The following is a 25,303-nucleotide window of genomic DNA, read 5'->3' as shown; positions in this document are numbered from 1 at the left end:
GTGCGCCTACCGGGCCGGTGCGCCGGAACTTCCGGCCCGGCGCGATTCGCGCCCGCCTGACCGCCGACCCACACGTCAATGCCCGCCAAGCGTCTCTTGATCAAACGCACGTTCGTGATCGCGCTGGCCAGCGTGGTGATCCTGGCCGGGCTCATGGTCGGCGGCGTGCGTCTGATCGACCATCTCGTGCCAAGCTACCGAGAGGCGCTGGCCGAGCGCATCGGCGGCCGCATGGACGCCGATATCGACATCGGCGCGATCGAACTGCGCTGGCAATGGCACGGACCGCTGCTGGAACTCGCCGATGTCCGCATCACCCGCCGCGGCAACGACCGGCCGGCCGCCACGCTCGATACGCTCGGCCTGCACTTTTCCTTCAACGACCTGATCCACGGCCAGCGTCTGCCGGACGGTCTCGTGCTTGAAAGCCCGCGGCTGACGCTGCGGCGCGGTGCCGACAATCGGCCGCGGGTCGCGCACTGGTCGCGACCGGGCGACGAGCCGCTCGACTGGCAGCCCGTCAACGACGCGCTGAGCCGGATGCGCTCGATACGTGTCGACAATGCCCATCTCACGCTCAAGGATGCCGCCCTGCCCGGTGGGAAAGCGGTCATCGAGCACGCCGACGCGCGTGTCACGCAGGGAGACGCCGGTTACGCCTGGCAGGTCGACGCGAACGGGCCGGACTGGTTCGAAGAACTCGACGGCGAGGGCCATTTCACCGGCCCGCTGCCGGCGCCGGACGACGCGGACTTCCGTATCTCGCTCGGCGGCGTCCAGGCGCTCGATATCGCACGCGGCGCCGACCTGCTCGAGCCCGCGCTCGCGCAACGACTCTCGGGCGGCGCGCTGTCCACGACCGTCGAAGGCCAGTGGCAATCGCAACGCCTGACATCGGCACGCGCGCAGGTCGACCTGGCGGCAGTCGAGGACGCCGCGCACGACGCCCCCTTGCTGCCGGCATTGTCGACCACGCTCAAGGCCGCCGGCATACCGAAGACGCCCGGCGCTGACGCCGGCGACGACGACTTCAGCATTGTCGTGTCGCAACTCAAAGGCGACCTCGACGGTCTGGACGCATTCAGCCTCACGGGCGCGGTGGATGTCGACGAGCCCGCGGTGCGTCTCGATGCCCGGCATGTGCCGGTTGCACTGGCGCTGCGCCTGGCACGGCTCAAGTTCGAACGGCTTGCCGAATCCGAAATCGATGCGCGCGTCGACGACCTCAGCTTCGCCATCGGCGCCGACACGCCCGCCCGGATCGCCTTCGACTTCGACACCCTGACGATCGACGATCCGAAGCTCGCCGTCGGGCCGCTGGCCGGCAGCTATTACCAGCAGGCGGATACCCATGTGCTGCAGTTTTCCGAGGCCGGCGGCCGCCTCCGGGTGCCCCGTTTCTTACGCGGCGAACTGCCGCTCGACGACCTCGATGGCGAACTGAGCTGGCACCCCCGCGAGGATGGCTGGCAGGTCGATGCACGCAAGCTGCGACTCAAGAGCGGCACCGCCGAAGTGCAGGCCAGCGGCAACGTCCGGCTGCCGCGTGCCGGCGCGCCGGTCGTGGATATCGACGCGCACGCGAGCGCGCCCGATGGCGCCCGCCTGCTGCAGCATATTCCCCAGGCCGATGATCTGCCCAACGAGCGACTGCGGGACTGGCTGCCGAAGGCGATCACCGCCGGTGTCCTGGACGACGCCCGGCTGCAGATTGCCGGCGCGCTCGATCGTTTTCCATTTGCCGTACCGCGCGACGGCGAGCGTTTTCGCCTCGAGCTGACCGGCCACGGGGTCGACGTCACCTACAAGGATGGCTGGCCTTCGCTCGACAATGCCCGCGGCACGCTCTCGCTCGAGGGCGACGACCTGCGCGTGGACGTGAGCGCCGCCGAGATGCTGGGCGTGGCGCTGGGCCCGGCTACCGGCCGGGTCGCCAACGTGCGCGAGCCGATACTGCTCATCGACGGCAAGGCGCGAGGCGGCGAATCGAAGAAGATGCTGTCGTTCTTGTCGCAATCGCCGCTGCGTGATCGCTTCGCCAAGGTGCTCGAAGCCATCGAGGTCAACGGTCCCGCGGACCTCACGCTCGACCTGCGTATCCCGCTCAAGCCCGAACTGGGCGACCCGGTGGTCGCCGGCACGGTCGATGCGCGCGGCGCCACTCTGCGCCAGAAGGCCCTGCCCGGCCCGATCACCCGGATTACGGGACGCCTGCGGTTCGACGCCAAGGGTCTGCATGCCCACGGGTTGCAGGGAAACCTGCTCGGCGTGGCGCTGGATACGGACCTCAAGCCGGTCGCTGACGATCGCCAGCGGATCGTCAGCCGGGCGCGGCTCGAACTGCCCCAGGACAGCGCCGCACTTGCCCACTATCTGCCGGAAACCTGGCAACGCTACGCCCGCGGCGCCACGAATATCGACGTCGCCTTCGAAGTCGCACGCGACGGCGGGCTGTCCGACATCACCCTCGACAGCGACCTCCAGGGCATGGCGCTCGAACTGCCGGACCCGCTCACCAAGGCGGCCGACGACGCCGCGCCCTTGGCGCTGACCATTGCCGGCGACACGTCGCGTGTGGATGTGGACTACGACGATCGCGTCGATCTGGCCGTGCGGCTGAACGACGGGAAACCGACGCGGGTGCAGGCCGTATTCAACGACGACAGCCTCGAACCGCCGGACGTCGACGGCATCTGGATCGGCGGGCAGACCCAATCTGCCGACGGGCTTGGCTGGTTCACCGTGGTACGCGATCAAGTCCAGGCCGCGGCACGGGACGACGACGGCACGGGCGCTTCGCCACTGGCGTTCACCGGCGGGGATCTGCGCATCGGTGAGCTGAATCTCGACAACCGCTATTTCGAGAACACCCACCTGCGCGCCCAGACCATGTCCGCGCGGCCCGGCTGGCGTATCGACTTCGAAGGCCCGAACACCCAGGGCCAGATCACATGGACCCAGCCGGCGGGCGGCAACATCAATATTGCCGGCAATCTGGCGCGCCTGGCGCTCAAGACGCGCGAACAGGATCCGCCGGCTCCCGCCGACAACGACGAAACGGTGATCTGGAAGGATGTGAACCCTGTCGACCTGCCGCATCTCGACATCTTCGTCGGCAAGGTGCTCGTGGACGCGACCGACTTCGGCGAAGCCGAGCTCAACGCCACCGCCCTGCCCGACGGCTGGCAACTCGACCGTTTCCAGCTGCGCGACGGCGCGCTGGCGGGCTGGGCGACCGGCCGCTGGCTACAAGACGGCGGCACCACCCAGGCCAGCGCACAGACGCGCTTCGAGGGCCACGGCCTGTCGGGCCTGCTGCGCAGCCTGGGCTATGCCTCGACCGTGCGCGCGGACACCGCGCGGGTCCATGCCCGGCTCGACATTGCGCCGAACCCGGCCGGGCTCGATCTGCGCGCGCTCGACGGCAGCGTGGAACTGGCGCTCGACGACGGCACCTTCACGGCGGTGGAACCGGGCGCGGCGCGCGTGCTCGGGCTGGTTAACCTCTACGTACTGCCGCGTCGGCTGCGTCTGGATTTTCGTGATGTGGTCGACGAGGGGCTGGCCTTCGACAAGGTCCGCGCCGACTTCGATATCCGCAACGGCGATGCCTACAGCAACAACGTGCGCATCGAAACGCCGTCGTCGAAGATCCACATGAACGGCCGCATTGGCCTCGCCGCGCGCGATTACGACGAACGCGTGACGATTACCCCGAAGGTGGGCAGCGGCGTGACCATCGCCAGCACGGTCCTCGGCGGCCCGCTCGTCGGCGCTGCCGTGTTCGCGATGCAGGAGCTGCTCAAGAAACCGATACAGAAATTCTCGAGCATCGCGTATACCCTGAAAGGCAGCTGGGACGATCCGCGTATTGAGGAACCCAGCACCGAGGAATAACGTCGAACGGCGCACTGCCGCGACATAAACGATTCACCCGCCCGCTGCACCCGAAAACCGTCATGACCGCCGCCGATTCCAATACGCCGCTGATCGCCGCCATTCAGATGAATTCGCTGGGCGAGGTCGCCCCCAACCTCGCCCGCGCCAACGACCTACTTGCCGATGCCGCCAAACGCGGCGCCGGGCTGGCCGTGCTGCCCGAGAACTTTGCACTCATGGGCGCCCACGAAACCGACAAGCTCGGCGTGGCCGAGCCCGATGCCGCCGACCCGGGCGCGGCCGATACACCGACGCCGATCCAGGACTTTCTCGCCGCCGCCGCGCGCGAGCACGGCCTGTGGATCGTGGCCGGCACGATTCCCATCGCGAGCAGCGAGCCGGACCGCGTCTATCCCGCCTGCTGCGTCTACGACGACAGCGGCGCGCGCGTCGCCCGCTACGACAAGATCCACCTGTTCGATGTCGGCGTACCGGACTCGGCCGAGGCATATCGCGAATCCGCGACGTTCGTGGCCGGCACGCCGGCACCACAGGTGATCGACACGCCCTTCGGGCGGCTGGGCCTGACGGTGTGCTACGACCTGCGCTTTCCCGAGCTCTACCGGGCCCTGGCGGCCGACGGCGCCGAGATCATCGTCGCGCCTTCGGCGTTCACGCATACCACCGGCAGTGCCCACTGGCACGTGCTGACCCGCGCCCGCGCGATCGAAAACCTGGCCACCATCGTGGCGCCGAACCAGGCCGGCCATCACGCCAACGGGCGCCAGACCTACGGTCACAGCCTGATCGTCGACAGCTGGGGGCAGATCAAGGCCGAAGCCCGCAGCGACGCCAACGAGGTCGTTGTCGCCCGCATCGATCGCAGCCGCGTGGAAAAACTGCGCGACGGCTTTCCCTGCCTGTCGCACCGGCGGCTGTTCTAAGCCCCTCTTTCGAACCCAGCAAGGAGCGCTTCATGGCCCGACAGATCCTGTTCAACGCGACCGGTGGTCCCGAGGTTCTCGAAGTGGCCGACGTCACACCGCGCGACCCCGGCCCGGGCGAGATCCGCGTCGCCAACCGCGCGGTCGGTCTCAACTTCATCGACATCTACGTGCGCACCGGCCTGTATCCAGCCAATCCGCCCAGCGGCCTGGGCACCGAGGGCGCCGGCGTTGTGGAAGCCGTCGGCGACGGCGTGGACGATTTCGCCGAGGGCGATCGTGTGGCCTATGCGCAGGCGCCGCTGGGCTCGTACGCCGATTTCACCGTCATGCCCGTGGACAAGGCGATCGCGCTGCCCGCAGCGATCGACTTCGAGACCGCGGCGGCCGGCATGCTCAAGGGCCTGACCGTTCAGTACCTCATCCGTCAGACCTACGCGATCGGCGAAGACGACACGATCCTGTTCCACGCTGCCGCCGGCGGCGTGGGTTCCATTGCCTGCCAGTGGGCGCACGCACTCGGCGCCCATGTGATCGGCACGGTATCGAACGAGGACAAGGCCTCGACCGCGCATCGCAACGGCGCCTGGATGACCATCGACTACACCCGCGAGTCCGTGCCGGAACGCGTACGCGAGCTCACCGACGGCGCCATGGTGCCGGTCGTCTACGACTCGGTCGGCAAGGACACCTGGGCCGACTCGCTCGCCTGTCTGGCCAAGCGCGGGCTGATGGTGTCGTTCGGCAATGCCTCGGGCCCGGTGGAAGGCGTGAATCTCGCCGAACTCAACAAGGGCGGCTCGCTGTTCGTCACGCGGCCCAGCCTGAACGGCTATGCCGACACCCGCGAACGCTTCGAGATGATGTGCGACGACCTGTTCGCCGTGATCGAATCGGGCGACGTCAAGATCCGCATCGGCCAGCGTTTCGGCCTCGAACAGGCGGCCGACGCCCACCGCGCGCTCGCGAATCGCGAAACCACCGGGTCGACCATTCTGACGCTGTGACGCACGCGCGGCGCGCCGTGCGCATCGTATGGGCGCCGCGATCAGGGCGCCCACCATGAAACGATCCGATGTCGCCATCAGACCGGCCGTCGCCGAGGATGCGGCAACGATCGCGGCGATCGTGCGATTGGCCTATCAAATCTATATCCCGCGTATCGGACGGGCACCGGCGGCCATGGGGGTCGATCATGCGCGGGCGGTGGCCGCCGGCGGCGTGCACGTCGCGATTCACCGTGGCGCGGTCGTGGGCGTGGTGGCCCTCGCGGATACCGATGCCGGATGCCTGCTCAACAACCTCGCTGTTGCACCCGATGCCCAAGGCCGCGGCATCGGCCGTGCGCTGATCGACTTTGCCGAGAACCAGGCTCGCACGCGCGAACACGACCACATCACGCTCTATACGAACGAGCAGATGACCGAGAACATCGCGCTGTATCGCCGCCTGGGCTACGTCGAAGTCGCACGCCGGCGCGAAGCCGGATACCGCCGGATCTATATGGCAAAGCCGCTCGGTGCGTAAACCTGCGCGGTGTTAACCTGACGCCATGAACAACGCAATCGATATCGCCTCCGATACGCTGCTCGGCACCGCCGGGATCGACGCGTCGCAGCTGCAGTCCACCTTGGCCGGCCTGATGGTGCCGGGCGTGGATTACGCCGATCTGTATTTCCAGATTTTGAAGAACGAATCCTGGATGCTCGAGGACGGCGTGGTGCGCAGCGCCGGGGCCTCCACGGCCCAAGGCGTGGGTGTACGCGCGCTTGCCGGCGAACAGACCGGCTTCGCCTATGCCGACGAACTGGCCTTTCCGGCACTCACCCAGGCCTCAAAGGTGGCCGCGGCGATTGCCCGTGACGGCAAGAGCGCGAGTGCGAATGCCCTGACGCGTCGCGACAGCGGCGCGCTCACCCGCTATGCGCCGATCGATCCGGCCGCCACGCTGGATGCCGATGCCAAGGTTGCACTGCTCCACCATGCCGACAAGATCGCACGCGACGCGGACGACCGCGTGGTACGAGTGACCGTATCGCTGGCCGGCTCCTCCGACACCATGCTGGTCGCGGCCAGCGACGGCACGCTCGCCGGAGATGTGCGCCCGCTGGTGCGCGTGAACGTGATGGTGCAGGTGGAAGAAAACGGTCTGCGCGAGTCTGCCAGTGCCGGCGGCGGTGCGCGTATGGGCTACGACTATTTCGGCGCCGCGACCGGCGACGCCGCCGATCGCGTGGCCGGCTATGCGCGCGAGGCCGTACGCCGCGCGCTGGTGCGCCTCCATGCCGAACCCGCACCGGCCGGCAGCCTGCCGGTGGTGCTGGGCGCGGGTTGGCCGGGCGTGCTGCTGCACGAGGCGGTCGGCCACGGGCTGGAAGGCGATTTCAACCGTCGCGGCTCGTCCAACTATTCCGGCCGGATCGGCGAAAAGGTGGCCTCCGACCTGTGCACGATCGTGGACGACGGCACGCTCGACGGCCGCCGCGGCTCGCTGGCAATCGATGACGAAGGCAGCCCCGCTGCCTGCAACACGCTGATCGAGAACGGCCGCCTGGTCGGCTACATGCAGGACAAGCACAACGCGCGGCTCATGGGCATGGCGCCCACCGGCAACGCGCGTCGCGAGTCCTATGCGCATACGATCATGCCGCGCATGACCAACACCTACATGCGCCCCGGTACGAGCCAGCCGGGCGATATCATCGCCTCGGTCGACAACGGCATCTATGCGGTGAACTTCTCGGGCGGCTCGGTGGACATCACCTCGGGCAACTTCGTGTTCTCGGCCGACGAGGCCTATCGCATCGAGAACGGCCAGATCGGCGCGCCGGTGAAAGGCGCGACGCTGATCGGCAACGGCCCCGACGTGCTCGAACGCATCTCCATGGTCGGCAACGACATGGCCCTGGACGAAGGCATCGGCGTCTGCGGCAAGAACGGCCAGAGCGTGCCGGTGGGCGTCGGCCAACCCACGCTCAAGGTGGATTCGATCACCGTCGGCGGCACCCAGCAGGGTTAGCCCGCATCACGCGAGCCGCAATCGCGCAATGAGTCGTCGACCCCAGGGCCGTCGCAACCCGCCGGCACGCCGCCGCCCGCCGGGCGTCGAAAGCACGCTGCGCATTATCGGCGGTGACTGGCGCGGCCGTCGCCTGCCGGTCACCGTGGCCGACGGGCTTCGCCCGACGCCGGAGCGTGTGCGCGAAACGCTGTTCAACTGGCTGGCCCCGCGCATTCTGGGTGCGCGTTGTCTCGATCTGTTCGCCGGCACCGGCGCGCTGGGTATCGAAGCCCTTTCGCGCGGGGCCGCCCATGTACAGTTCGTCGACAGCGACCGCCAGGCCATCGCCTCCATTCGCGATACCCTCAGTACGCTGGACGCCACCGATCGCGCGACGCTGACCCTGGGCGACGCGCTGCGCGTGTCGATCGCCGCGCCGGCACCCGAGCTCGTGTTCATCGACCCGCCGTTCGCCCGCCATCTGCACGGCGAGGCGTTGGACGCGATCTTCGCGATGCTCGCGCCACACGCGCGCGTCTATCTGGAATATCCGGCCGCCGAAGCAGCGGCCATCCAATCGCTGCTGGCGGGTCGAGCCCAAGTGCTGCGCGAAAAGCGCGCCGGGCAGGTCGGCTATTGCCTTGCACAGCCAGCTCGCGACGGCGAAGATGACGGCCTGCCCTAGCCCCGTGACAGGTTGTCGCGTCGCGCTCGCAGCGCGCGCCTGTTCCAACATCAAGGAGAGCGATGTGCGTTTGGCACAGCTACGACTGACGCCGACCGTGGCACGGTTCGACGCCCCGACGGCGGGAGCGCCGCTCGCATGACGGACGGCAAGAAAGTACGCGCGGCCTATACCGGCACCTTCGATCCGATCACCAACGGCCATGCGGACGTGATCCGCCGGGCCGCCGGCATGTTCAACGAACTGATCGTCGCCGTGGCGAGCAATGCCAGCAAGAAATCCATCTTCGATCACGAGGAACGCTGTGAGCTGGCCAAGCAGGTGCTGGCCGACGTCGACAACGTGATCGTGATGCCGGTCACCGGCCTGATCGTGGACTTCGCACGCAAGCACGAGGTTCGGGTGCTGGTGCGCGGCGTGCGCGGCGTGGGCGATTACGAATACGAAAAACAGATGGCGGTGATGAACCGGCATCTGGCGCCCGAGGTCGATACCATCTTCCTCGCGCCCTCGCCCGAGTACGCCCATATCTCGTCGACGCTCGTGCGCGAGATCGCCTTTCTCGACGGGCGCATCAGCGGGCTGGTGCCGAGCCTGGTCGCCGACAAGCTGCACGAGAAAACCGGCGGCTAGAGCGCAGCGCCGGGAGACGGTATCGTGATGATCCGTCTCCCGTTTTCGCGGTAATACCCATGCCTGCAAGGCTTCGCCTGATCGTCTGCGCGGCGCTCGTTTCGTTCCTGCCCCTGCACGCCGGCCTGGCCGCTGACCCGGCGCCGCCGGCCCCCGCCGTCGCCAGCGGTCATCCGGCGGCCACCGCGGCGGGCATTGCCGCACTCGAAGCCGGCGGCAACGCTTTCGACGCCGCCGTGGCAGTTACCGCCGCCCTGGCCGTTGTCGAACCCCAGGGCTCCGGCCTCGGCGGCGGCGGCTTCTGGCTGCTCCACGACGCCAACGAAGATCGCGACGTGATGATCGACGGCCGCGAACAGGCCCCGGGGGCCGCCACCCGCGACATGTATCTCGACGACAACGGCGACTTCATCCAGGACCTGTCGCGCAATGGCGCACTGGCTGCCGGCATTCCGGGCGAACCGGCGGCTCTGGTTCATATCGCCGAGCGCTACGGCCAGCTCGATCTGGCCACCACGCTTGCGCCGGCCATCCGGCTCGCGCGCGACGGCTTCCGTATCAACGACCACATGCACCGGCTGGCGCAATACCGCAAGGACGTGCTCGCCCGGCACCCCGCCAGCGCCGCGCTGATGCTCGATGCCAACGGCGAGCCACTGGCCTCGGGCGAAATCCTCAAGCAACCGGATCTCGCGAATACCCTGCAGGCGATTGTCGACCGGGGCCGCGACGGCTTCTACGACGGCCCGGTTGCCCGCCAGCTGGTCGAGGCCGTACGCAGCGCCGGCGGCATCTGGACCCGCCAGGACCTGGCCGGCTACGACGTGATCGAGCGCGAGCCGATTCGCGGTACCTACCGCACGCCCCGGGGCGAATACGACATCATCTCGGCCGCGCCGCCATCATCGGGCGGCCCGGTGCTGGTCGAAGCGCTCAACATCCTCGAAGGCTTCGACTGGGGCGCGCTGGACGACGTGCAGCGCCGCCACGTCACCATCGAAGCCATGCGCCGTGCCTACCGCGATCGTGCCGTCTATCTCGGCGACCCGGATTTCGTGGACATGCCCATCGCACGGCTGACCGACAAGAATTACGCCGCGGGCCTACGCGTCGGCATTCGCAGGGACCGCGCCACGCGCAGCGACGAACTCGCCGGCGTGACCGCCGACCATGCCAACGGTCGCCACACCACACATTTCTCGGTGATCGACGCCGAGGGCAACCGGGTGGCGGCCACGCTATCCGTGAACTTCCCGTTCGGCTCGGGCATGGTCGCGGCCGGCACCGGTGTCTTTCTCAACGACGAGATGGACGATTTCTCGGCCAAACCGCTCACGCCCAACGGCTACGGGCTCGTCGGCAGCGAGGCGAACGCGATCGCGCCCGGCAAGCGGCCCCTGTCGAGCATGTCGCCCACATTCGTGGTCGGCAAGGATCGCGAGATCGCGCTCGGCACGCCCGGCGGCAGTCGCATCATCACCATGGTGCTGCTCGGGATACTCGATTTCACCCACGGCGGCGATGCCAAGAGCGTGGTCGGCACGCCGCGCTATCACCATCAATACCTGCCCGATCACGTGGAATACGAGCCGGGTGCGCTATCGCCCGAGACCCTGGCCGGTCTGAAGAAGCTCGGCCACAGGTTCGAGAAGGTAAACCGGCATTACGGCGACATGCATGCCGTCATCTGGAACAAGGCCGAGGGGACGATGGACGCGGCGTCCGACCCGCGTGGTATTGGCTGTGCGGCGGTTGGGGAGCAGGCGCCGGTTTGTGAGCATGAGTCGCGGGATGGCGAAGTGACGGCTGCCGAATAAAGGAACGTGGTCTAGATAGAGTCTGAAGGCTTCAAGCCACGGGGCTTTCGGCACTCATGAGTTCATCGAACCTTATGTTTCGCACTGCAGTGCGAGTCACTTCTCTTTGCTTGTCCAAAGAGAAGTAACCAAGAGAAAAGACACCCGGACACAGCGCCGGCTGCGCCGGTTCACTGCGACACGCAGCGGCGACGGGATGCGGCCCTGGTCAACTAACTAGGCTCGCGTCGCTTTGGCGACGCTCAAACAGGCTGGCCGCACCGGCGCAGTGCGCCGGACACCCGTCGCCACTCCGTGCCTCCGTCGCCGTGCAACGGGCCCGAATACAAACCCGAGGCCAAAAGAGGGCTTCACCTAACCCGCCGAGACAAAACTCAGTACATGACGCCGTGCCTATCGGATTAGACAAAGCCTAATCCGATATTAACGAGCACGACTTTGAGCGAGCGACAGCGAGCTGCCTGTATTGGGTCCCCTTGGGCGCAGCGCCGAGCAGTGGAGGCCGCAAGCGGATTAGACAGCCGGATGTCTGAGCGCAGCGCGTTTCCGGCTGGCCCGCTTGCGGACGGAGCCGCGCAGGGCACCGATGCGTAGCATCGGCGCAAGACAGGGTGTCTTTTTCTTTGCTCACTTTCTTTTGGACAAGCAAAAGAAAGTGAGTCGCGCAGCAGCGCGAAACCTCAACTAGAAATCCACCTGCACCGTTAATTCAGACACCGATCGTTTCCGCTTGCCAGCACCAGACTCGATCGACATCAGCCGCTATTCACTACGAAACGCCGTGAAGCGAACGCCCTACCTACACGGAAAACGTTGCGATGCGTCCAGCCAGTAGGCCGGCGTTTACTCTGTCCAAGGCATAAGCGAACAATCACGCCCGAAAAAGCTAGGCAGCATCGACCGGTGGCCGCGCCGTCACCAGCCCTTCACGCCCCTCGGGCACCCCAAACCGCTCCCGCAGCCGCGCTGCTTCATCAAGCACGGAATCCTTCGCGGCAACCTCGAGCATCTCCCGCTCCCGATCCAGCCGCCGAATCTCGGCCTTCGGCCACTGGTCGCGCTCTTCGCCGCGCGGCATGGTCGATGTGGACAGGAACAGACTGTAGATCGCGGGGTAATCGGCCTGGCCGCTGGCCGGGGCGTGCCAATGGTCGAGCAGCACCTTGAGACGGATGGCCCCTTCGGAGAGATTGAGCTCGCCGGTCAGCAGGCTGTCGGAAATGATGGCAATGCTGCGGGCAAGATCCGCCTCGGTCTCGGCCAGCACGTTGGCGTTATGGGTTTCGCGCACCTTTTTCTGGGTGAGCAGCCGCCACCAGAGCGAGCCGGCGTAGCCGGCCAGCACCAGCACGATCACAACCGCGAATACGATCAGCCATACCATTGGGAACTAGCGCCGCCCGTCGCCGGCGTTGCCGTTACCGGGCCGAAGCGCGTACTGCTCGGTGATATCGATGGTCGCCAGTCCGGACCGATTGGTCGGGCGAAACAGCACGATCTGGATGGCACGGTCGGGATAGCTGAAGTACACCCGCGAGGTGCTGGCATCGCCGCTCTGGCCCGCATCGGTACGCACGGCCGGCGTGTCGCCGTCGTTCGGGGCGCGGGAAAAGGCGGAGATCAACCGCTCGATGGCCACTTCACCGTCTTCGCTGCGAAACGACCCGAGATTGCGGCTGATGCGCGTGAGCTGGTTATCGCGGATCGTGATCGTGCCCAGCGGCTTGCCGTAGGTATCGCGCCCGACGATCACCGGCCCGCGCTTAGGAAAGAGCATGTACTGCCCGTCCACCTGCGCCGGCACGATATTGAAATGGGCATTGGCGATGGCCAGCGTGTCGGCACGCGTCGCGCCAAGATCCAGCGTGGTGCCGCCGATGGATACGCTCTGGGCGGCCGCCGCAAACGGTGCCGCGCAGAGCGCCATCAGGGTGAAAGTGGCGTAAGCCCAGTGTAATCGTTGCTTCATGTCATTCACCTCGTTGTTGCCCCACCCTGCAACATTGCCTGTATGAGGCACTATGCCTGCAACGGCCCGTTCGAGCGAACGGGCCGTGCGGCAATTGCGAGACGAATGCCGGGCGGTCGAGCGCGACCTAGGCCGCGCCCTTGGAAACCGCCAGCAGCATCTGGTTCATGCGGCGCACGAAGGTGGCCGGGTCGTCCAGCTCGCCGCCCTCGGCCAGCACGGCCTGTTCGAACAGCAGCTGCGAGAAGGCGTCGAACTCGTCCTCGCCCTGTTCGTTGGCCAGCTTGTCGACCAGCGGATGGGTCGGGTTGATCTCCAGATGCGGCGCCTGGTTCGGCATCGCCTGGCCGGCTTCCTTGAGAATGCGCTCGAGATGGCCGGAAATGCCGTGCTCGTCGGCGACGAGACAGGCCGGCGAATCGGTCAGACGATGGGTGACGCGCACCTCGTTGACCCGCTCGCCCAGCGCTTTCTTCACCCGCTCGACCAGATCCTTGGATTCTTCCTCGAGCTTCTTCTGCTCGGCCTTTTCCTCTTCGGTCTCGGCCTCGCCGAGATCCAGCGCGCCCTTGGCGACCGAAGCGAATTCCTTGCCTTCGTACTCGGTCAGATGTGCCATGACCCACTCGTCCACGCGGTCGGTGAGCAGCAACACCTCGATATCCTTCTTCTTGAAGATCTCGAGATGCGGGCTGTGCTTGGCCTCGGCCAGCGTATCCGCGGTGATGTAGTAGATCTTTTCCTGCCCGTCCTTCATGCGGGCGATGTACTCGTCCAGCGACACACCCGGATCGGCGTCTTCGTGGGTGGTGGTCTTGAAGCGCAGGAGCTTGGCGATCTTGTCGCGGTTCTCGTTGTCCTCGACGATGCCTTCCTTGAGGACCTGGCCGAACTCGTTCCAGAAGGTCTTGTACTTCTCGGGTTCCTCGTCGTCCTTGGCCATGGATTCGAGCAGGCCGAGGACCTTTTTCACCGAGCCCGCGCGAATCTTGTCGAGCAGCTTGTTGGACTGAAGAATCTCGCGCGAGACGTTCAGCGGCAGGTCGTTGGAATCGATCACGCCCTTCACGAAGCGCATGTAGCGCGGCATGAGCTTCTCGGCGTCGTCCATGATGAACACGCGCTGCACGTAGAGCTTCACGCCGTGCTGCTTGCCCTGCGGATCGAACAGATCGTAGGGCGCACGCTGCGGGATATAGAGCAGGTTGGTGTATTCCTGCGAGCCTTCGACCTTGTTATGCGTCCAGGTCAGCGGGTCTTCGTAGTCGTGACAGGCGTGCTTGTAGAACTCGGCATAGTCCTCGGCCGAGATTTCCGACTTCGACTGGGTCCACAGCGGCGCGCCTCGGTTGACCTGTTCCCAGCCGGCCTCTTTTCCTTCCTTTTCGTCTTCTTCCGAAAGCTGCTCGCGCATCTGGATCGGGAAGGCGATATGGTCCGAATACGTGCGCACGAGATGACGCAGGCGGTAGTCGTCGAGGAACTCGTCCTCACCTTCACGCAGATGCAGCGTGACTTCCGTGCCGCGTTTTTCCTTCGAAATCTCTTCAAGGGTGTATTCACCGCCGCCGTCCGAAATCCAGCGTACGCCGGTGGATTCGCCGCCATGGCGTGTATCGACCACAACCTGGTCGGCCACGATGAACGCGGAATAGAAACCGACGCCGAACTGGCCGATGAGGTGCGCGTCCTTCTTCTCGTCGCCCGAAAGCGAATCGAGGAAGGCACGGGTGCCGGACTTTGCGATGGTGCCGATACGGTCGATGACCTGCTCGCGGGTCATGCCGATGCCGTTGTCGCCGATGGTGACGGTACGCGCATCCTTGTCGTAGTCGATCCAGATCTTGAGTTCCGGCTCGTCCTCGAACAGCGCGTCATTCTTCAGGCCCTCGAAACGCAGGGTGTCCAGCGCGTCGGAGGCGTTCGAGATCAGCTCGCGCGCGAAGACTTCCTTGTTCGAGTACATGGAATGGATCATCAGCTGCAGCAGCTGCTTGACCTCGGCCTGGAAGCCGCGCCGTTCGGCATTCGCGCCTGCGCTGGCCTGGCCGTTTTGTGCCTGGCCCTGATTCTCGGTATTCGCTTCGTTCTCGCTCATGGCTTGTCTTCGGTTGTCGGTTTGATGGATGACCTGTGGCGCCCTCGCCACCCTTGTTCGCGAAATGCGGTCCGGCGGCGTGTTTTCAAGTTATGCGCCTAATCACAGCTCTGCGGCCGGCACAAAAAAGCCCGCCACTTGGGCGGGCCTTGGGGTCACGACCCCGGGGCGTTTCAGGTCATGGTCAGCACGACGCGAAAACGCGCCTCGTTGTTGATCATGCGTGCATAGGCATCGTTTACCTCGGCCAGCGGATAGGTCTCGATCCGGGTCTCGATATCGCGCAGGGCGGAAAAGCCGAGCGTGTCCTCGGAGTCCTGCGGGGCCCCGCTGGGATGCCCGGCCACGCTGCGCCGTGCCATGAGCAGCTGGAATGGCGAGACTTCGATCGGATCGGGCGATGCACCCACCACCAGCAGCTGTCCGTTCACGCCCAGGCCGTCGATCACCGAACTCATCAGCTTGGGATTGGGGGCCGTTGCCAGAATCACGCGGGCACCGCCGAGTTTCTGCAGCGCTTCGGCCGGGTCCTCGGCGTCGGTATCGATATAGCTGTCCGCGCCCAGCTGCATGGCGAGGTCTTTCTTTTCGGTACCGCGCGACAGCGCCACGGTATGAAAGCCCATGGCATGCGCGTACTGCACGCCCAGATGGCCCAGCCCGCCGACGCCGAGCACCGCAACCACGTCACCCGGCTGCGCGCCGGCATTGCGCAAGGCGTTGTAGGTGGTCACGCCTGCACACAGCAGGGGCGCGGCCGCGACCGATGTAAGTGCGTCCGGAATGGCGACCAGCGCCTCGGCCGGCGCGATCATGTACTCGGCATAGCCGCCGTCGTAGGAAATGCCGCAGATCTGCTGGTTCTGGCAGGTGACGAAATCGCCGCGCCGGCAGGAATCGCAGGAAAAACAGTGGCCACCGTGCCAGCCGACACCGACGCGCTGACCGGCCTGCCAGTGGTCCACATCGTCACCGAGCGCATCGATCACCCCAGCCACCTCGTGTCCGGGCACGCGCGGATATTCCAGGCCGGGAAAACCGCCCTCCTTGACGAAGGCATCCGAATGACAGATCCCGCAAGCTTCGATCTTCACGCGGACCTGATCCGGACCCGGGTCGGGAATATTGCGGTCGACGAGCTCGAAATCGCCGCCGGCCGTATTGATCTGGGCAACCTTCATTTGCGACATGACGCGCAGCTCCTGTTGCGATGTCTGGGCCGCTCCGACATTACCACCGCGCGCCGCGCGTCGTAATCGCGGCTACCTTCGACGGCGACGCTATTGCCTTGGCCGATCGCGCACCGCAAGATCGCGCCATGGGGATACGTCATATCAGCGCCGTCACACTGTTCGTGACGGACATGGCACGCAGCTGTGCCTTCTATAAAGGCCTGGGCTTCGAACTCAAGTTCGGCGGCGAGGACGCGGGTTTCACCAGCTTTCATGCCGGCGCGGGGTTCTTGAACCTCAACGCCGGCGAAACCGCACGCCCGGGCGGCGGGCTGACCATCTTTCATGTGGACGACGTCGACGCGGTGCACGCGCGCGCACTCGCCGCGGGGCTGTCGCCGGACTTCAAACCAGCCGACGCGCCCTGGGACGAGCGTTATTTTCATATCCGCGATCCGGACGGCTATACGCTGTCCTTTGCGACGCCGCTGGCCGACTACCGGCAACGCCAGGAATTGCTGGGCAAATGCGTGGGCATCGACGGCTGCCCCGGCGGCTGGGTCGCAGTGACCCACGAAGGCGCGTTCGTCGATCGCGACCTCGATACCCTGCTCGATCGCCTGGCTCCGGAAGTCGTCGCCATCGACATGCCCATCGGGCTGGCCGAGGAGGACAGCCGCGCCTGCGACCACGCCGCGCGTACGCTGCTTTCCGGGCGACGAGCGACCAGCGTCTTTCCCACGCCGGTGCGCGCGGCGCTGGCCGGACGCAGTCATGGCGAAGCCAGCGCGATCAATGCCGAGTATTGCGGCAAGCGTCTGTCGGCCCAGACCTACAATCTGCTGCCCAAGATCCGTGAAGTCGACGGCCTGTTACGGCGTTCGCCGCACTGGCACGCCCGCGTGTTCGAAACGCATCCGGAAGTCAGCTTCATGGCGCTCAACGGCGGCGAGGCACTCGTCGAACCCAAGCGCAGCGCGACCGGCCAGGCACGGCGGCGCGATCTCATCGCCGCCCACTTCGGCCGCGACGCCTTTGCCAACGCACGCGTGCTCGTCGCAAAACAGGATGCCGCGGACGACGATCTCGCCGACGCGTTCGCCTGCCTGTTCACCGCCGAGCGGATCGCAACCGAGCGCCACGTGACGCTGCCCGAGACGCCCGAAACCGACGCCGCGGGCCTGCCGATGCGAATCGTCTATTGATTGCCGGCACGGTTCGGCATAGGCTGGCATATGCCGAAACAAGACGAGCGATGAGATGGAAACCGAGCGACATGCCCGACTGTTCAAGAACGGCCGCAATCAGGCATTGCGTATTCCGCGCGAGTTCGAGCTGCCCGGCGACGAAGCCATTATCCGTAAGGAGGGCAATCGGCTGATCATCGAACCGATCGCGGCAAAGCCCGGCTTGCTCGAGCTACTCGCATCCTGGGAACCGCTGGATGAGGATTTTCCGGAAATAGGCGATCCGCCAGCGGATCCGGATGAAGACTTCGGGCTTTAAGTTGAGCAACCCCACCTTTCTGCTAGATACCAACATACTGTCCAGCCTTATCAGACAGCCCGCCGGGCCGGCGGCGCAAAAAATCGCCGAAGTCGGGCCGGCAGCTTGTAGTACAAGCATCATCGTAGCCTGCGAATTACGTTACGGCGCGGTGAAAAAAGCCGCGCCACGGCTGACGGAGAAAGTCGACGCTCTATTAGAGCAACTTGCTGTCCTACCGCTGGAAACGACGATCGATCGTCATTATGCGACGCTGCGTTGCGAACTCGAACGACGCGGGCAACCGATTGGCGCGAACGATCAACTGATCGCAGCGCATGCGCTGGCGCTCAATCTGACGCTGGTTACGCACAACACCGGCGAATTTTGCCGCGTTCCCAACCTACGGGTCGAGAACTGGCTAACGGCTGCCGATAGATAAGCGACGTCTAGGAGACGTCGGTAAAGCGATTCATCAATCGACAGGTGATAGGTCGCCCGCACGATCGGCGCCGAACCGCAGCCACTCAACCGCCGAACAGCTGCCCCACAATTCGAAAACCCGCGATATACGTGCCGGCGGCCGAGCCAATCGTGGAGAACACGAACACCAGCAACGTGCGCGAGACGCGGTTCTTCCACCAGCCGCTGACCTGGGTGACATCGCTCTTGAGCGTGGAGAAATCCCCGACCCGCGGTTTGCGCAGCCACAGCTCGGCGGCCGCGGTGACCATGCCGGCGCCGATGGTGGGGTTGAGCGACGTCAGCGGCGCGGCGACGAATGCCGTCAATACGGTCAGCGGATGCGCGAGCGCGGCCGCGGCGCCAATCGCCGATAGCGCGCCGTTGATGACCACCCATTCAACGACCAGTTGCTGCCCCAGCCCGGTGCTGCGCGAAAAGCCAATCGCAAAGCCGACCAGCACGAGCGCCACCACGATCCACGGCAGCCATTTCACCCAGCGCGCACCGGGCGGAACATCGTCGAGCGATCGAACCGTGGCGTCCGGATCGGCCATGCCGGCTTCGAGATAGTTGGCCAGCCCCTTCAGATGGCCGGCGCCCACCACCACCAGCGTGTTGCGCTTGGGCGGGCGCTTGAGCAGCTGTGCGGCCATGTAGCGATCGCGCTCGTCGATGAGCGTTTCGTGCATGGTCGCGGACTCGGTCGCGAATTCGTTGAAGGTGGACTCGAGCATGTCGCCTTCCTTGAGCCGCTCGATATCCTCTTCCTCGATCTTTTCGCGCGACAACAGGCTGGCGAACAGCGCGCCGAGCGTGCTCATGCGCTGCCACCAGGGAATGCGTCGATAGACTCTTTTCAGGGTAATGCCGATGTTGCGGTCGACCAGCACCAGCGGCAGGTCGGCTTTTTCGCTCGCGGTGATGGCGGCGCGCATCTCGGCACCCGGCTCGATGCCGAACTGATCGGCCAGCCGTTGCTGATAGGCGCCCAGGGCGAGATTGGCCGCGACCATGCCGGCCTTGCCCTGGCGCAGCACCTGGAACAGATCCATCTGCTCGATCTCGCCGGAACGGGTGATGGCGGCATGACGGGCATCGCAGAGCTCGATCGCTACGGCGTCGTAGTTGCCGGTCTCGATCTCGCGTTGGACTTCTTCCGCGCTGGCACGCGAGACGTGCGCGGTGCCCAGCAACGTGTAGCAATGTTCGCCGCGATGCACGATACGGCGCGGCCCCGTCTCGCGGTCGCCGGTAGGGCGTTCGATTTCTGACATAGCTGCTCTTGTGGACGTCGGGTCGGCGTGCGGAAGGAGTTATCGCGAGGGTTGACCGTCTGCGATGCTAGAAGTTGTTCGGGTTGCCCTCCACGAGCGTGCCCTTGCCCTGCACTTCATCCTGGCGATGCCACTCGACCGAGTCACCATCGATCTTCACCCGATAGCAGTCGATCTCCGGCGCTTCGTCGTAGTCGAAGCACATCTGGTCGTCCTGGATCGTCCAGCGCGCCTCGTAGCTGGCGCCGTGAATCGACCCGTCCTCGGCATAGAACTCGGTGTAGGCGCTGTCGGGCGACATCGTACCGGTGACCGTATTGCCCGCGACGCGATCGCGGATGATCTGCGCGTTGGCGAACTCGCCCGTCTGCGCCGAATCCGCGGCCGCGCTGCTATCGGCTTGCGGGGCCGTCTCGCCGGAGTCGTCGCTGCCGCAGCCGGCCAGGCCGATCACCGCAATCAACACGGCCGCGAGCCCGGCATGGCGCCCGGCGCAAACAGCGGTTGCGCCGCAGAAGGAAACAGGCTGCATGGGGTGTCTCTGGAGGATTTATCGCCGATGGTAGCGGTTTACCCGCCGAGCGTCAGTCGCGCGGGTGTACACGCCGGCACTGCGTCAATAGAATTGAGAATCGTTCTCAATTAAGAACGGACGCATCGCCGCGTCCATTTTCCTTGGGGGGATCATTCGTGCGTCATTATTTACCGCCTGCAGCACGTGCTTCGTATGCGCTCGGCTGTGCGCCCGCGGGGCGACTGCTCTCGACGATGGCCGCCAGTCTGTTGTGCACGGGCGTGGCCATCGCACAGGACAATAACCGCACCGACACGGCATCCGGAACCCTGGCGCCGATCGAGGTGGAAGGCGAAACCCGGGTCGAGACGGCGACCGGGCCGGTCGAGGGCTATGTCGCCGAACGCGCGCGCTCGGCGACCAAGACGGATGCATCACTGGCCGAGACGCCGCAGTCCGTGTCGGTGATCGCATCCGACCAGATCGAGGCTCAGAACGCGCGCGACATTCGTCAGGTGCTGCGTTATGTATCGGGCGTGGTGCCCGAACTTCGCGGCAACGTCGCCAGCCGCTACGACCAGCTCACGCTACGCGGTTTTCAACCCGACACCTATCTGGACGGCCTCAAGCAGCTCGGCTATTTCTATACGATTCCCAAGACCGATCCCTACCTGCTCGAACGCGTCGAAGTGGTGAAAGGACCGGCCTCGGTGCTCTATGGCCAGACGCCACCGGGCGGCCTGATCAACCTGGTATCCAAGCGCCCCACGGAAGAGCAGGTCAACGAGTTCTATCTGGAAACCGGCAACGACAGCCGAGCCGGCGCGGGTTTCGATATTGGCGGCAAACTGGATGAACAGGGCGACGCGCTTTATCGCGTTGTGGCCACCGGGACCCGGCGCGACGGCCCCCAAAAGACGGTCGACACCGCCAACTTCTCGATCGCGCCGTCGCTGCGCCTGCGGCTATCCGAGCAGACCGAGCTCACGCTGCTGGCCAAGTACCGGAACGACCCGGACTCGGGCGCCTACGGCGCTCTGCCGTATCAGGGCACGGTCGACCCGCTGCCCGACGGCAGCAAACTGCCGCGCGACTTCTACGACGGTGACGAGAACTTCGAAAGCTTCGACCGCAAGACGGTCCAGCTCGGCTACGAGTTCTCGCACTGGTTCAACGACAGCCTGCAATTTCGCCAGAACTTCCGTTTTCGCGACGCCGAGGTCGACTACCGCAGCGTTTATGGCGCTGGGCTGAGCGGCGACTCCACGGCGCTCAATCGTGGCACGGCTGCATCGCAGGAAAACGTCAATGGCATCCTGATCGATAATCAGATGCTGGGCTATGTCGATACCGGGCCCGTCGAGCATACGGTGCTAGCCGGCTTCGATTATCAGAATCTGGATGCCGATCGCTACTATGGTCTGGCCCGGCCAGGCGACGCGGCCGCACCGCCACCGCTGTCAATTGCCAATCCTGACCACAGCCAGTCGATTCCTGCCATTGATCGCGACCGGTTCGAGTTCGACCAGGACCAGATCGGCTTCTATGTCCAGGACCAGGCCCGGTTCGGCCGACTCACCATGCTGGCCGGCGGGCGCTACGACGTGATCGACACCACGGCCGTCGGCCCGGACGACGCGAATCGCGATACGCGCACCGACCGCGCCTTTACCGGCCGGCTCGGCGCACTGTATGCCTTCGACAACGGCATCGCGCCTTTTGTCAGCTACACCGAATCCTTTCAGTCGCCGGCCACCAGCGGTGTGCGCAACGACGTGCTCGACCCGACGGAGGGCGAACAGTACGAAGCCGGCGTGAAATATCAGCCACGCGGCGTGGATGCACTGGTCACCGTATCGGCATTCGAATTGACGCAGAGCAACGTCACCGGCGCGCTGCAGCCGGACGGTACGCGCTCGCAGACCGGCGAGGTTCAGGTTCGCGGCTTCGAGATCGACGGCAAGGCCAGTCTCGTCGGCGGGCTGGATCTGTCGCTTGCCGCCGCGTATCTGGATTCCGAAATACGCAGTGCCGAGGACGGTACCCAGGGCAACGAGTACCAGCGCACGCCCGACTACACGGCCTCGCTCTGGCTCGACTACACCCAGCCCGACGGCGCCTGGAAAGGCGCGGGCGGCGGCATCGGCGTGCGCTATGTCGGCGAACAGCAGGTCACCAACAACAACGACCTGCAGGTCCCCGACTACACGGTCGCCGACGCGGCGCTGCACTACGAGCTCGGCGGGCTGGATCCGGCCTATGCGGGTTGGCGTGTCGGGCTGAACGTACAGAACGTGTTCGACAAGAAATATGTCTCATCCTGTTCCAGCGCCGCGTTCTGCTTCTACGGCTACGGGCGGGAGACGACCGCAACCGTCAGTTATCGCTGGCAATAGTACGGCGCAGCCATGCCTTCAAGCGGCCCTGCTGGGCCGCTTTTTTATGCGCGAAACAAGCGCCATCGCACCGCCGGCACCGGTCGAGAAGCGCCCGCCTGACTGGCGGCCCTTGCAAACCGGCGTTATTTATATAAACTGAGAATCATTCGCATTCGCATCGACTCTCCGACGCGAATGCGAATGGAGGGAAACCTTCACTCTCGGTGGAATTACGCGGCCTGCGGGCCGCGTTTTTTTCCGTGACGGGTGTCGAACAGGCACCGCAGGCGCCAGCCTGCCCAGGGGGACAGAATGCGCAAGTCGTCATTGCACGCCGCACGGTGTGGCTCGTGAACTCGTTCGTGCAACGCCTGCGCGCCTTCAGCCCGATCTTCCAGCTCCACTGGTTGCTCGGCATCACCGCCGGCACCGTACTCGTGGTCATCGGCATCACCGGCGGACTGATGTCGTTCCAGCAGGACATTCTGGAATGGCTCAACGCGGAAACGGTGCAGCATCTCGAATCGGATCGCACCCGGCTGCTGCCGCAGGACATCATCACCCGCTACCGCAGCGCCCACCCGGATCACAGCGTATCCAGCCTGTACTGGCGTCAGGATCGCCCCTACCCATTTCTGCTCGGCTATCGTACACCGGAAACCACGGGTCGGCGGGGTGAACGTGCGCTGCTCGATCCGTTCACGGCCGAGCCGATGGCCATGCCGCGCGGCCAGTGGACCTTCGGGCTGATTCGCCAGATTCATCAGCGCCTGGCCGCCGGCGAAACCGGCAAGTTCATCGTCGGCGTCTCGACGATCACGCTGATCCTGTTGTCCGTGACCGGGCTGTATATCCGCTGGCAACGTCGCCCGCGCCAGGGCTGGCGCTGGCTCTGGCCGCGCGCTCTCGGCGGCAAGCTGGCCGGCGAATGGCATGCGGTTCTCGGCCTCTGGGCTCTCGTCGCCTATCTCCTGGCGTCGCTGACCGGGCTGTGGTGGTCCTTCGACTGGTATCGCGACGGCGCGAAGGCCCTGTTCGCCTCCGGCGCGCACGCCCCCCACCCCACGTTGTCCTCGCCGGTCGACACGCCGGACATGGCCCGCGTCTGGCCGAGCATCGCGCCGCAGATGGCTGATGCGCGCTCGGTGTTCATCCGCCTGCCGGACGAGCCCACGTCGCCGGTCGAAATTCACTATGTGCCGGCCGACGCGATGCACGAATACGCCGACGACGAGCTGTTCGTGCACCCAGGCTCCGGGGCCATCCTCGGCGCCGAGCGCTTCGACGATCACAGCGCCGGCGACAAGCTGCTGGCCAGCGTCTACGCGCTGCATATGGGCGCGTTCTTCGGCACGCCGGGCATCGCCCTCATGATGGTCGCCAGTTTCGCCATGCCGGTGTTCTTCGTCACTGGCTGGCTGCTCTATCTGCGCCGGCGCCGCATGAAGCGTCAGATCGCGCCCGCGCCGCGCCTGCCCGACAGCGCGCCGGCCGGCGACGACGCGCTGCTCGTGGCCTACGCCAGTCAGAGCGGTCTTGCGCAGCGTATCGCCAGCCACACCGCGCTCGCCCTGCAACAGGGTGGCGTGGCCGTGCGCATGACGCCGCTGGGCGAGCTCACGCCCGCCTGTCTCGGCGCCCATCGCCAGGCGCTGTTTGTGGTGAGCACCCACGGTGAAGGCGATGCGCCGGTCGCCGCCCGGCGTTTCGATCGTCATTTCTGCGGCACCGGCGAGCCACGGCTGGAACAGCTCGACTATGCCCTGCTCGCTCTCGGGGATACGGACTACGCCGACAGCTACTGCGCCTTCGGTCGACGCCTGGATCGCGCCCTGCGCGAACGCGGCGCCCGGGCCCTGCTCACGCCGATCGAGGTCGACAAGGCCGACGCTGCCGCGCTCGATCACTGGCACGCCGCGCTGGCCCATCAGTTCGGCGTAGCCTCGGTGAAGGCGGAACCGGCATTCGCCCGCTGGCGGCTCGCCGAACGCCGTATTCTCAACCCCGAAAGTCTGGGCGGCCCGACCGCCTGGCTGCGCCTGCACCCCGACGACAGCTCGCCTGCCGCCTGGCAGGCCGGCGATATCGTCGAGATCCGCCCGCGCCATGCCGCCACGCAGATCGAGGCCTGGCTCGCCGCGCACGAACTCGATCCGACAACGCCTGTGGTCGTCGGCGAAGCCGTCACCCCGCTCGCCGCCGCGCTTGCCGATCGCCAGCTGCCCGCGCAGCCACCCGCGGACCACGACGATCTGCAGACCTGGCTTGATGCACGGCCGACGATCGCCGCACGCGACTATTCCATCGCCAATATCGACACGGGCGACGGCGTCGAGCTGGTGGTACGTCTGGCGCGCCACGCGCACGGCACCGGACTGGCCTCTGGCTGGTTGATCGAACACGCCGCCCTCGAGACGTCGATCGACGTGCGGCTGCGCGCCAACCCCGGTTTCCGCGCCGACGACACGATAGACACCGCGCCGGCCATCTTCATCGGCAACGGCACCGGCATCGCCGGCCTGCGCAGCCATCTACAGGCGCGTATCGATAACGGCCAGCACGCCAACTGGCTGATCTTCGGCGAGCGCGAGCGCGCACGGGATTTCTATTTCGACGACGAGATCGGCGCGTGGCAGGCAAGCGGCGCGCTGGCCCACATCGATCTGGCTTTCTCGCGCGACGCCGACGACGGCCGCTACGTGCAGACCGCACTCGCCGCGCAGGCCGAGCGCCTGCGCGAATGGGTAGCGGCTGGCGCCACGATATTCGTATGCGGTAGCCACGACGGCATGGCGCCCGGCGTAACCGCCGTGCTGGTCGACGTACTCGGCGCCAAGACCGTGGAGACGCTGAACGAGGCTCAGCGCATCCGCATGGACGTCTACTGAAACGATAAAACCACACGGCCACGAAGCGTCGGCTCGAGCCTGTTACCGCTTTTAAACGCGAATGCTTCTTATTAACAAATTGAAACCGCAACCAGGGGGAC

General features: G+C 65.8%; 19 protein-coding genes. 13 read left to right on the top strand and 6 right to left on the bottom strand.

Features of this window, described 5'->3' with window-relative positions; genetic code table 11:
- Nucleotides 1-78: 78 nt before the first annotated feature.
- The 8 genes from J7355_RS00820 to ggt all read left to right on the top strand — a co-directional run bounded on the left by J7355_RS00820 (nt 79) and on the right by ggt (nt 10,959).
- Nucleotides 79-3,897 (top strand): YhdP family protein, encoded by a 3,819-nt coding sequence (locus J7355_RS00820; RefSeq protein WP_209058979.1) that lies wholly within the window; start codon nt 79-81, stop codon nt 3,895-3,897.
- 62 nt (nt 3,898-3,959) lie between these two features.
- Nucleotides 3,960-4,823: a carbon-nitrogen hydrolase family protein gene (locus J7355_RS00815; RefSeq protein WP_209058978.1), complete on the top strand. Its 864-nt coding sequence runs from the start codon at nt 3,960-3,962 to the stop codon at nt 4,821-4,823.
- A gap of 32 nt (nt 4,824-4,855) precedes the next feature.
- Nucleotides 4,856-5,830, top strand: coding sequence for a quinone oxidoreductase (locus J7355_RS00810; RefSeq protein ID WP_209058977.1), 975 nt, complete (start codon nt 4,856-4,858; stop codon nt 5,828-5,830).
- A gap of 55 nt (nt 5,831-5,885) precedes the next feature.
- Complete coding sequence (locus J7355_RS00805) at nt 5,886-6,350, top strand: GNAT family N-acetyltransferase (protein ID WP_209058976.1); 465 nt, start codon at nt 5,886-5,888, stop codon at nt 6,348-6,350.
- A 25-nt stretch (nt 6,351-6,375) separates the two neighbouring features.
- Nucleotides 6,376-7,842, top strand: coding sequence for a metalloprotease TldD (gene tldD / locus J7355_RS00800; protein ID WP_209058975.1), 1,467 nt, complete (start codon nt 6,376-6,378; stop codon nt 7,840-7,842).
- A 28-nt stretch (nt 7,843-7,870) separates the two neighbouring features.
- Nucleotides 7,871-8,509, top strand: coding sequence for a 16S rRNA (guanine(966)-N(2))-methyltransferase RsmD (gene rsmD / locus J7355_RS00795; RefSeq protein WP_209058973.1), 639 nt, complete (start codon nt 7,871-7,873; stop codon nt 8,507-8,509).
- Between the two features lie 138 nt (nt 8,510-8,647).
- A complete protein-coding gene (gene coaD / locus J7355_RS00790; RefSeq protein ID WP_209058971.1) occupies nt 8,648-9,142 on the top strand; it encodes a pantetheine-phosphate adenylyltransferase in 495 nt (164 codons plus the stop codon).
- Between the two features lie 59 nt (nt 9,143-9,201).
- Nucleotides 9,202-10,959: a gamma-glutamyltransferase gene (gene ggt, locus J7355_RS00785; RefSeq protein WP_209058969.1), complete on the top strand. Its 1,758-nt coding sequence runs from the start codon at nt 9,202-9,204 to the stop codon at nt 10,957-10,959.
- An 886-nt stretch (nt 10,960-11,845) separates the two neighbouring features.
- On the opposite strand, the gene J7355_RS00780 is transcribed toward ggt, so the two are convergent.
- The 4 genes from J7355_RS00780 to J7355_RS00765 form a co-directional block, all read right to left on the bottom strand.
- Nucleotides 11,846-12,343, bottom strand: a complete 498-nt coding sequence (locus J7355_RS00780; protein ID WP_209058967.1) for a DUF2489 domain-containing protein — start codon at nt 12,341-12,343, stop codon at nt 11,846-11,848.
- A gap of 6 nt (nt 12,344-12,349) precedes the next feature.
- Entirely contained in the window at nt 12,350-12,928 is a 579-nt protein-coding gene (locus tag J7355_RS00775) for a hypothetical protein (RefSeq protein WP_209058965.1), read from the bottom strand.
- A gap of 127 nt (nt 12,929-13,055) precedes the next feature.
- Nucleotides 13,056-15,026, bottom strand: a complete 1,971-nt coding sequence (gene htpG / locus J7355_RS00770) for a molecular chaperone HtpG (RefSeq protein WP_209058962.1) — start codon at nt 15,024-15,026, stop codon at nt 13,056-13,058.
- Between the two features lie 173 nt (nt 15,027-15,199).
- Complete coding sequence (locus J7355_RS00765) at nt 15,200-16,216, bottom strand: alcohol dehydrogenase (RefSeq protein ID WP_209058960.1); 1,017 nt, start codon at nt 16,214-16,216, stop codon at nt 15,200-15,202.
- A gap of 128 nt (nt 16,217-16,344) precedes the next feature.
- Between J7355_RS00765 and J7355_RS00760 the strand changes: the two genes are divergently transcribed.
- Genes J7355_RS00760 through J7355_RS00750 form a run of 3 tightly spaced genes read left to right on the top strand, consistent with a single transcriptional unit; the run spans nt 16,345 to nt 18,125 of the window.
- Nucleotides 16,345-17,403: a DUF429 domain-containing protein gene (locus J7355_RS00760; protein WP_209058957.1), complete on the top strand. Its 1,059-nt coding sequence runs from the start codon at nt 16,345-16,347 to the stop codon at nt 17,401-17,403.
- Nucleotides 17,404-17,458: 55 nt separating this feature from the next.
- Nucleotides 17,459-17,704 carry an antitoxin gene (locus tag J7355_RS00755; RefSeq protein WP_209058954.1) on the top strand — a complete coding sequence of 82 codons (246 nt, stop codon included), beginning with the start codon at nt 17,459-17,461 and terminating at the stop codon, nt 17,702-17,704.
- Nucleotides 17,685-18,125 (top strand): type II toxin-antitoxin system VapC family toxin, encoded by a 441-nt coding sequence (locus J7355_RS00750; RefSeq protein ID WP_209058951.1) that lies wholly within the window; start codon nt 17,685-17,687, stop codon nt 18,123-18,125. The genes J7355_RS00755 and J7355_RS00750 overlap by 20 nt, the downstream gene beginning before the upstream one ends.
- Before the next feature lie 85 nt (nt 18,126-18,210).
- On the opposite strand, the gene J7355_RS00745 is transcribed toward J7355_RS00750, so the two are convergent.
- Nucleotides 18,211-19,422 (bottom strand): TraB/GumN family protein, encoded by a 1,212-nt coding sequence (locus J7355_RS00745; RefSeq protein ID WP_209058949.1) that lies wholly within the window; start codon nt 19,420-19,422, stop codon nt 18,211-18,213.
- 67 nt (nt 19,423-19,489) lie between these two features.
- Entirely contained in the window at nt 19,490-19,954 is a 465-nt protein-coding gene (locus J7355_RS00740; protein WP_209058947.1) for a hypothetical protein, read from the bottom strand.
- Between the two features lie 236 nt (nt 19,955-20,190).
- Between J7355_RS00740 and J7355_RS00735 the strand changes: the two genes are divergently transcribed.
- Nucleotides 20,191-22,332: a TonB-dependent siderophore receptor gene (locus tag J7355_RS00735; RefSeq protein WP_209058945.1), complete on the top strand. Its 2,142-nt coding sequence runs from the start codon at nt 20,191-20,193 to the stop codon at nt 22,330-22,332.
- A 332-nt stretch (nt 22,333-22,664) separates the two neighbouring features.
- Nucleotides 22,665-25,202, top strand: coding sequence for a sulfite reductase flavoprotein subunit alpha (locus J7355_RS00730; protein WP_209058944.1), 2,538 nt, complete (start codon nt 22,665-22,667; stop codon nt 25,200-25,202).
- Nucleotides 25,203-25,303: the final 101 nt, after the last annotated feature.

Source organism: Endozoicomonas sp. G2_2 (assembly GCF_017744135.1).
GTDB lineage: Bacteria > Pseudomonadota > Gammaproteobacteria > Nevskiales > Salinisphaeraceae > Salinisphaera.
This window is presented reverse-complemented; position numbering and strand designations above follow the sequence as displayed.

Coding starts and splice junctions, on each gene's coding strand:
- J7355_RS00780 (WP_209058967.1), bottom strand. CDS start 12,343: ATGGTATGGCTGATCGTATTCGCGGTTGTGATCGTGCTGGTGCTGGCC.
- J7355_RS00745 (WP_209058949.1), bottom strand. CDS start 19,422: ATGTCAGAAATCGAACGCCCTACCGGCGACCGCGAGACGGGGCCGCGC.
- J7355_RS00765 (WP_209058960.1), bottom strand. CDS start 16,216: ATGTCGCAAATGAAGGTTGCCCAGATCAATACGGCCGGCGGCGATTTC.
- ggt (WP_209058969.1), top strand. CDS start 9,202: ATGCCTGCAAGGCTTCGCCTGATCGTCTGCGCGGCGCTCGTTTCGTTC.
- J7355_RS00820 (WP_209058979.1), top strand. CDS start 79: ATGCCCGCCAAGCGTCTCTTGATCAAACGCACGTTCGTGATCGCGCTG.
- J7355_RS00750 (WP_209058951.1), top strand. CDS start 17,685: ATGAAGACTTCGGGCTTTAAGTTGAGCAACCCCACCTTTCTGCTAGAT.
- J7355_RS00740 (WP_209058947.1), bottom strand. CDS start 19,954: ATGCAGCCTGTTTCCTTCTGCGGCGCAACCGCTGTTTGCGCCGGGCGC.
- J7355_RS00805 (WP_209058976.1), top strand. CDS start 5,886: ATGAAACGATCCGATGTCGCCATCAGACCGGCCGTCGCCGAGGATGCG.
- coaD (WP_209058971.1), top strand. CDS start 8,648: ATGACGGACGGCAAGAAAGTACGCGCGGCCTATACCGGCACCTTCGAT.
- J7355_RS00815 (WP_209058978.1), top strand. CDS start 3,960: ATGACCGCCGCCGATTCCAATACGCCGCTGATCGCCGCCATTCAGATG.
- rsmD (WP_209058973.1), top strand. CDS start 7,871: ATGAGTCGTCGACCCCAGGGCCGTCGCAACCCGCCGGCACGCCGCCGC.
- J7355_RS00760 (WP_209058957.1), top strand. CDS start 16,345: ATGGGGATACGTCATATCAGCGCCGTCACACTGTTCGTGACGGACATG.
- J7355_RS00735 (WP_209058945.1), top strand. CDS start 20,191: ATGGCCGCCAGTCTGTTGTGCACGGGCGTGGCCATCGCACAGGACAAT.
- J7355_RS00755 (WP_209058954.1), top strand. CDS start 17,459: ATGGAAACCGAGCGACATGCCCGACTGTTCAAGAACGGCCGCAATCAG.
- J7355_RS00775 (WP_209058965.1), bottom strand. CDS start 12,928: ATGAAGCAACGATTACACTGGGCTTACGCCACTTTCACCCTGATGGCG.
- htpG (WP_209058962.1), bottom strand. CDS start 15,026: ATGAGCGAGAACGAAGCGAATACCGAGAATCAGGGCCAGGCACAAAAC.
- J7355_RS00810 (WP_209058977.1), top strand. CDS start 4,856: ATGGCCCGACAGATCCTGTTCAACGCGACCGGTGGTCCCGAGGTTCTC.
- tldD (WP_209058975.1), top strand. CDS start 6,376: ATGAACAACGCAATCGATATCGCCTCCGATACGCTGCTCGGCACCGCC.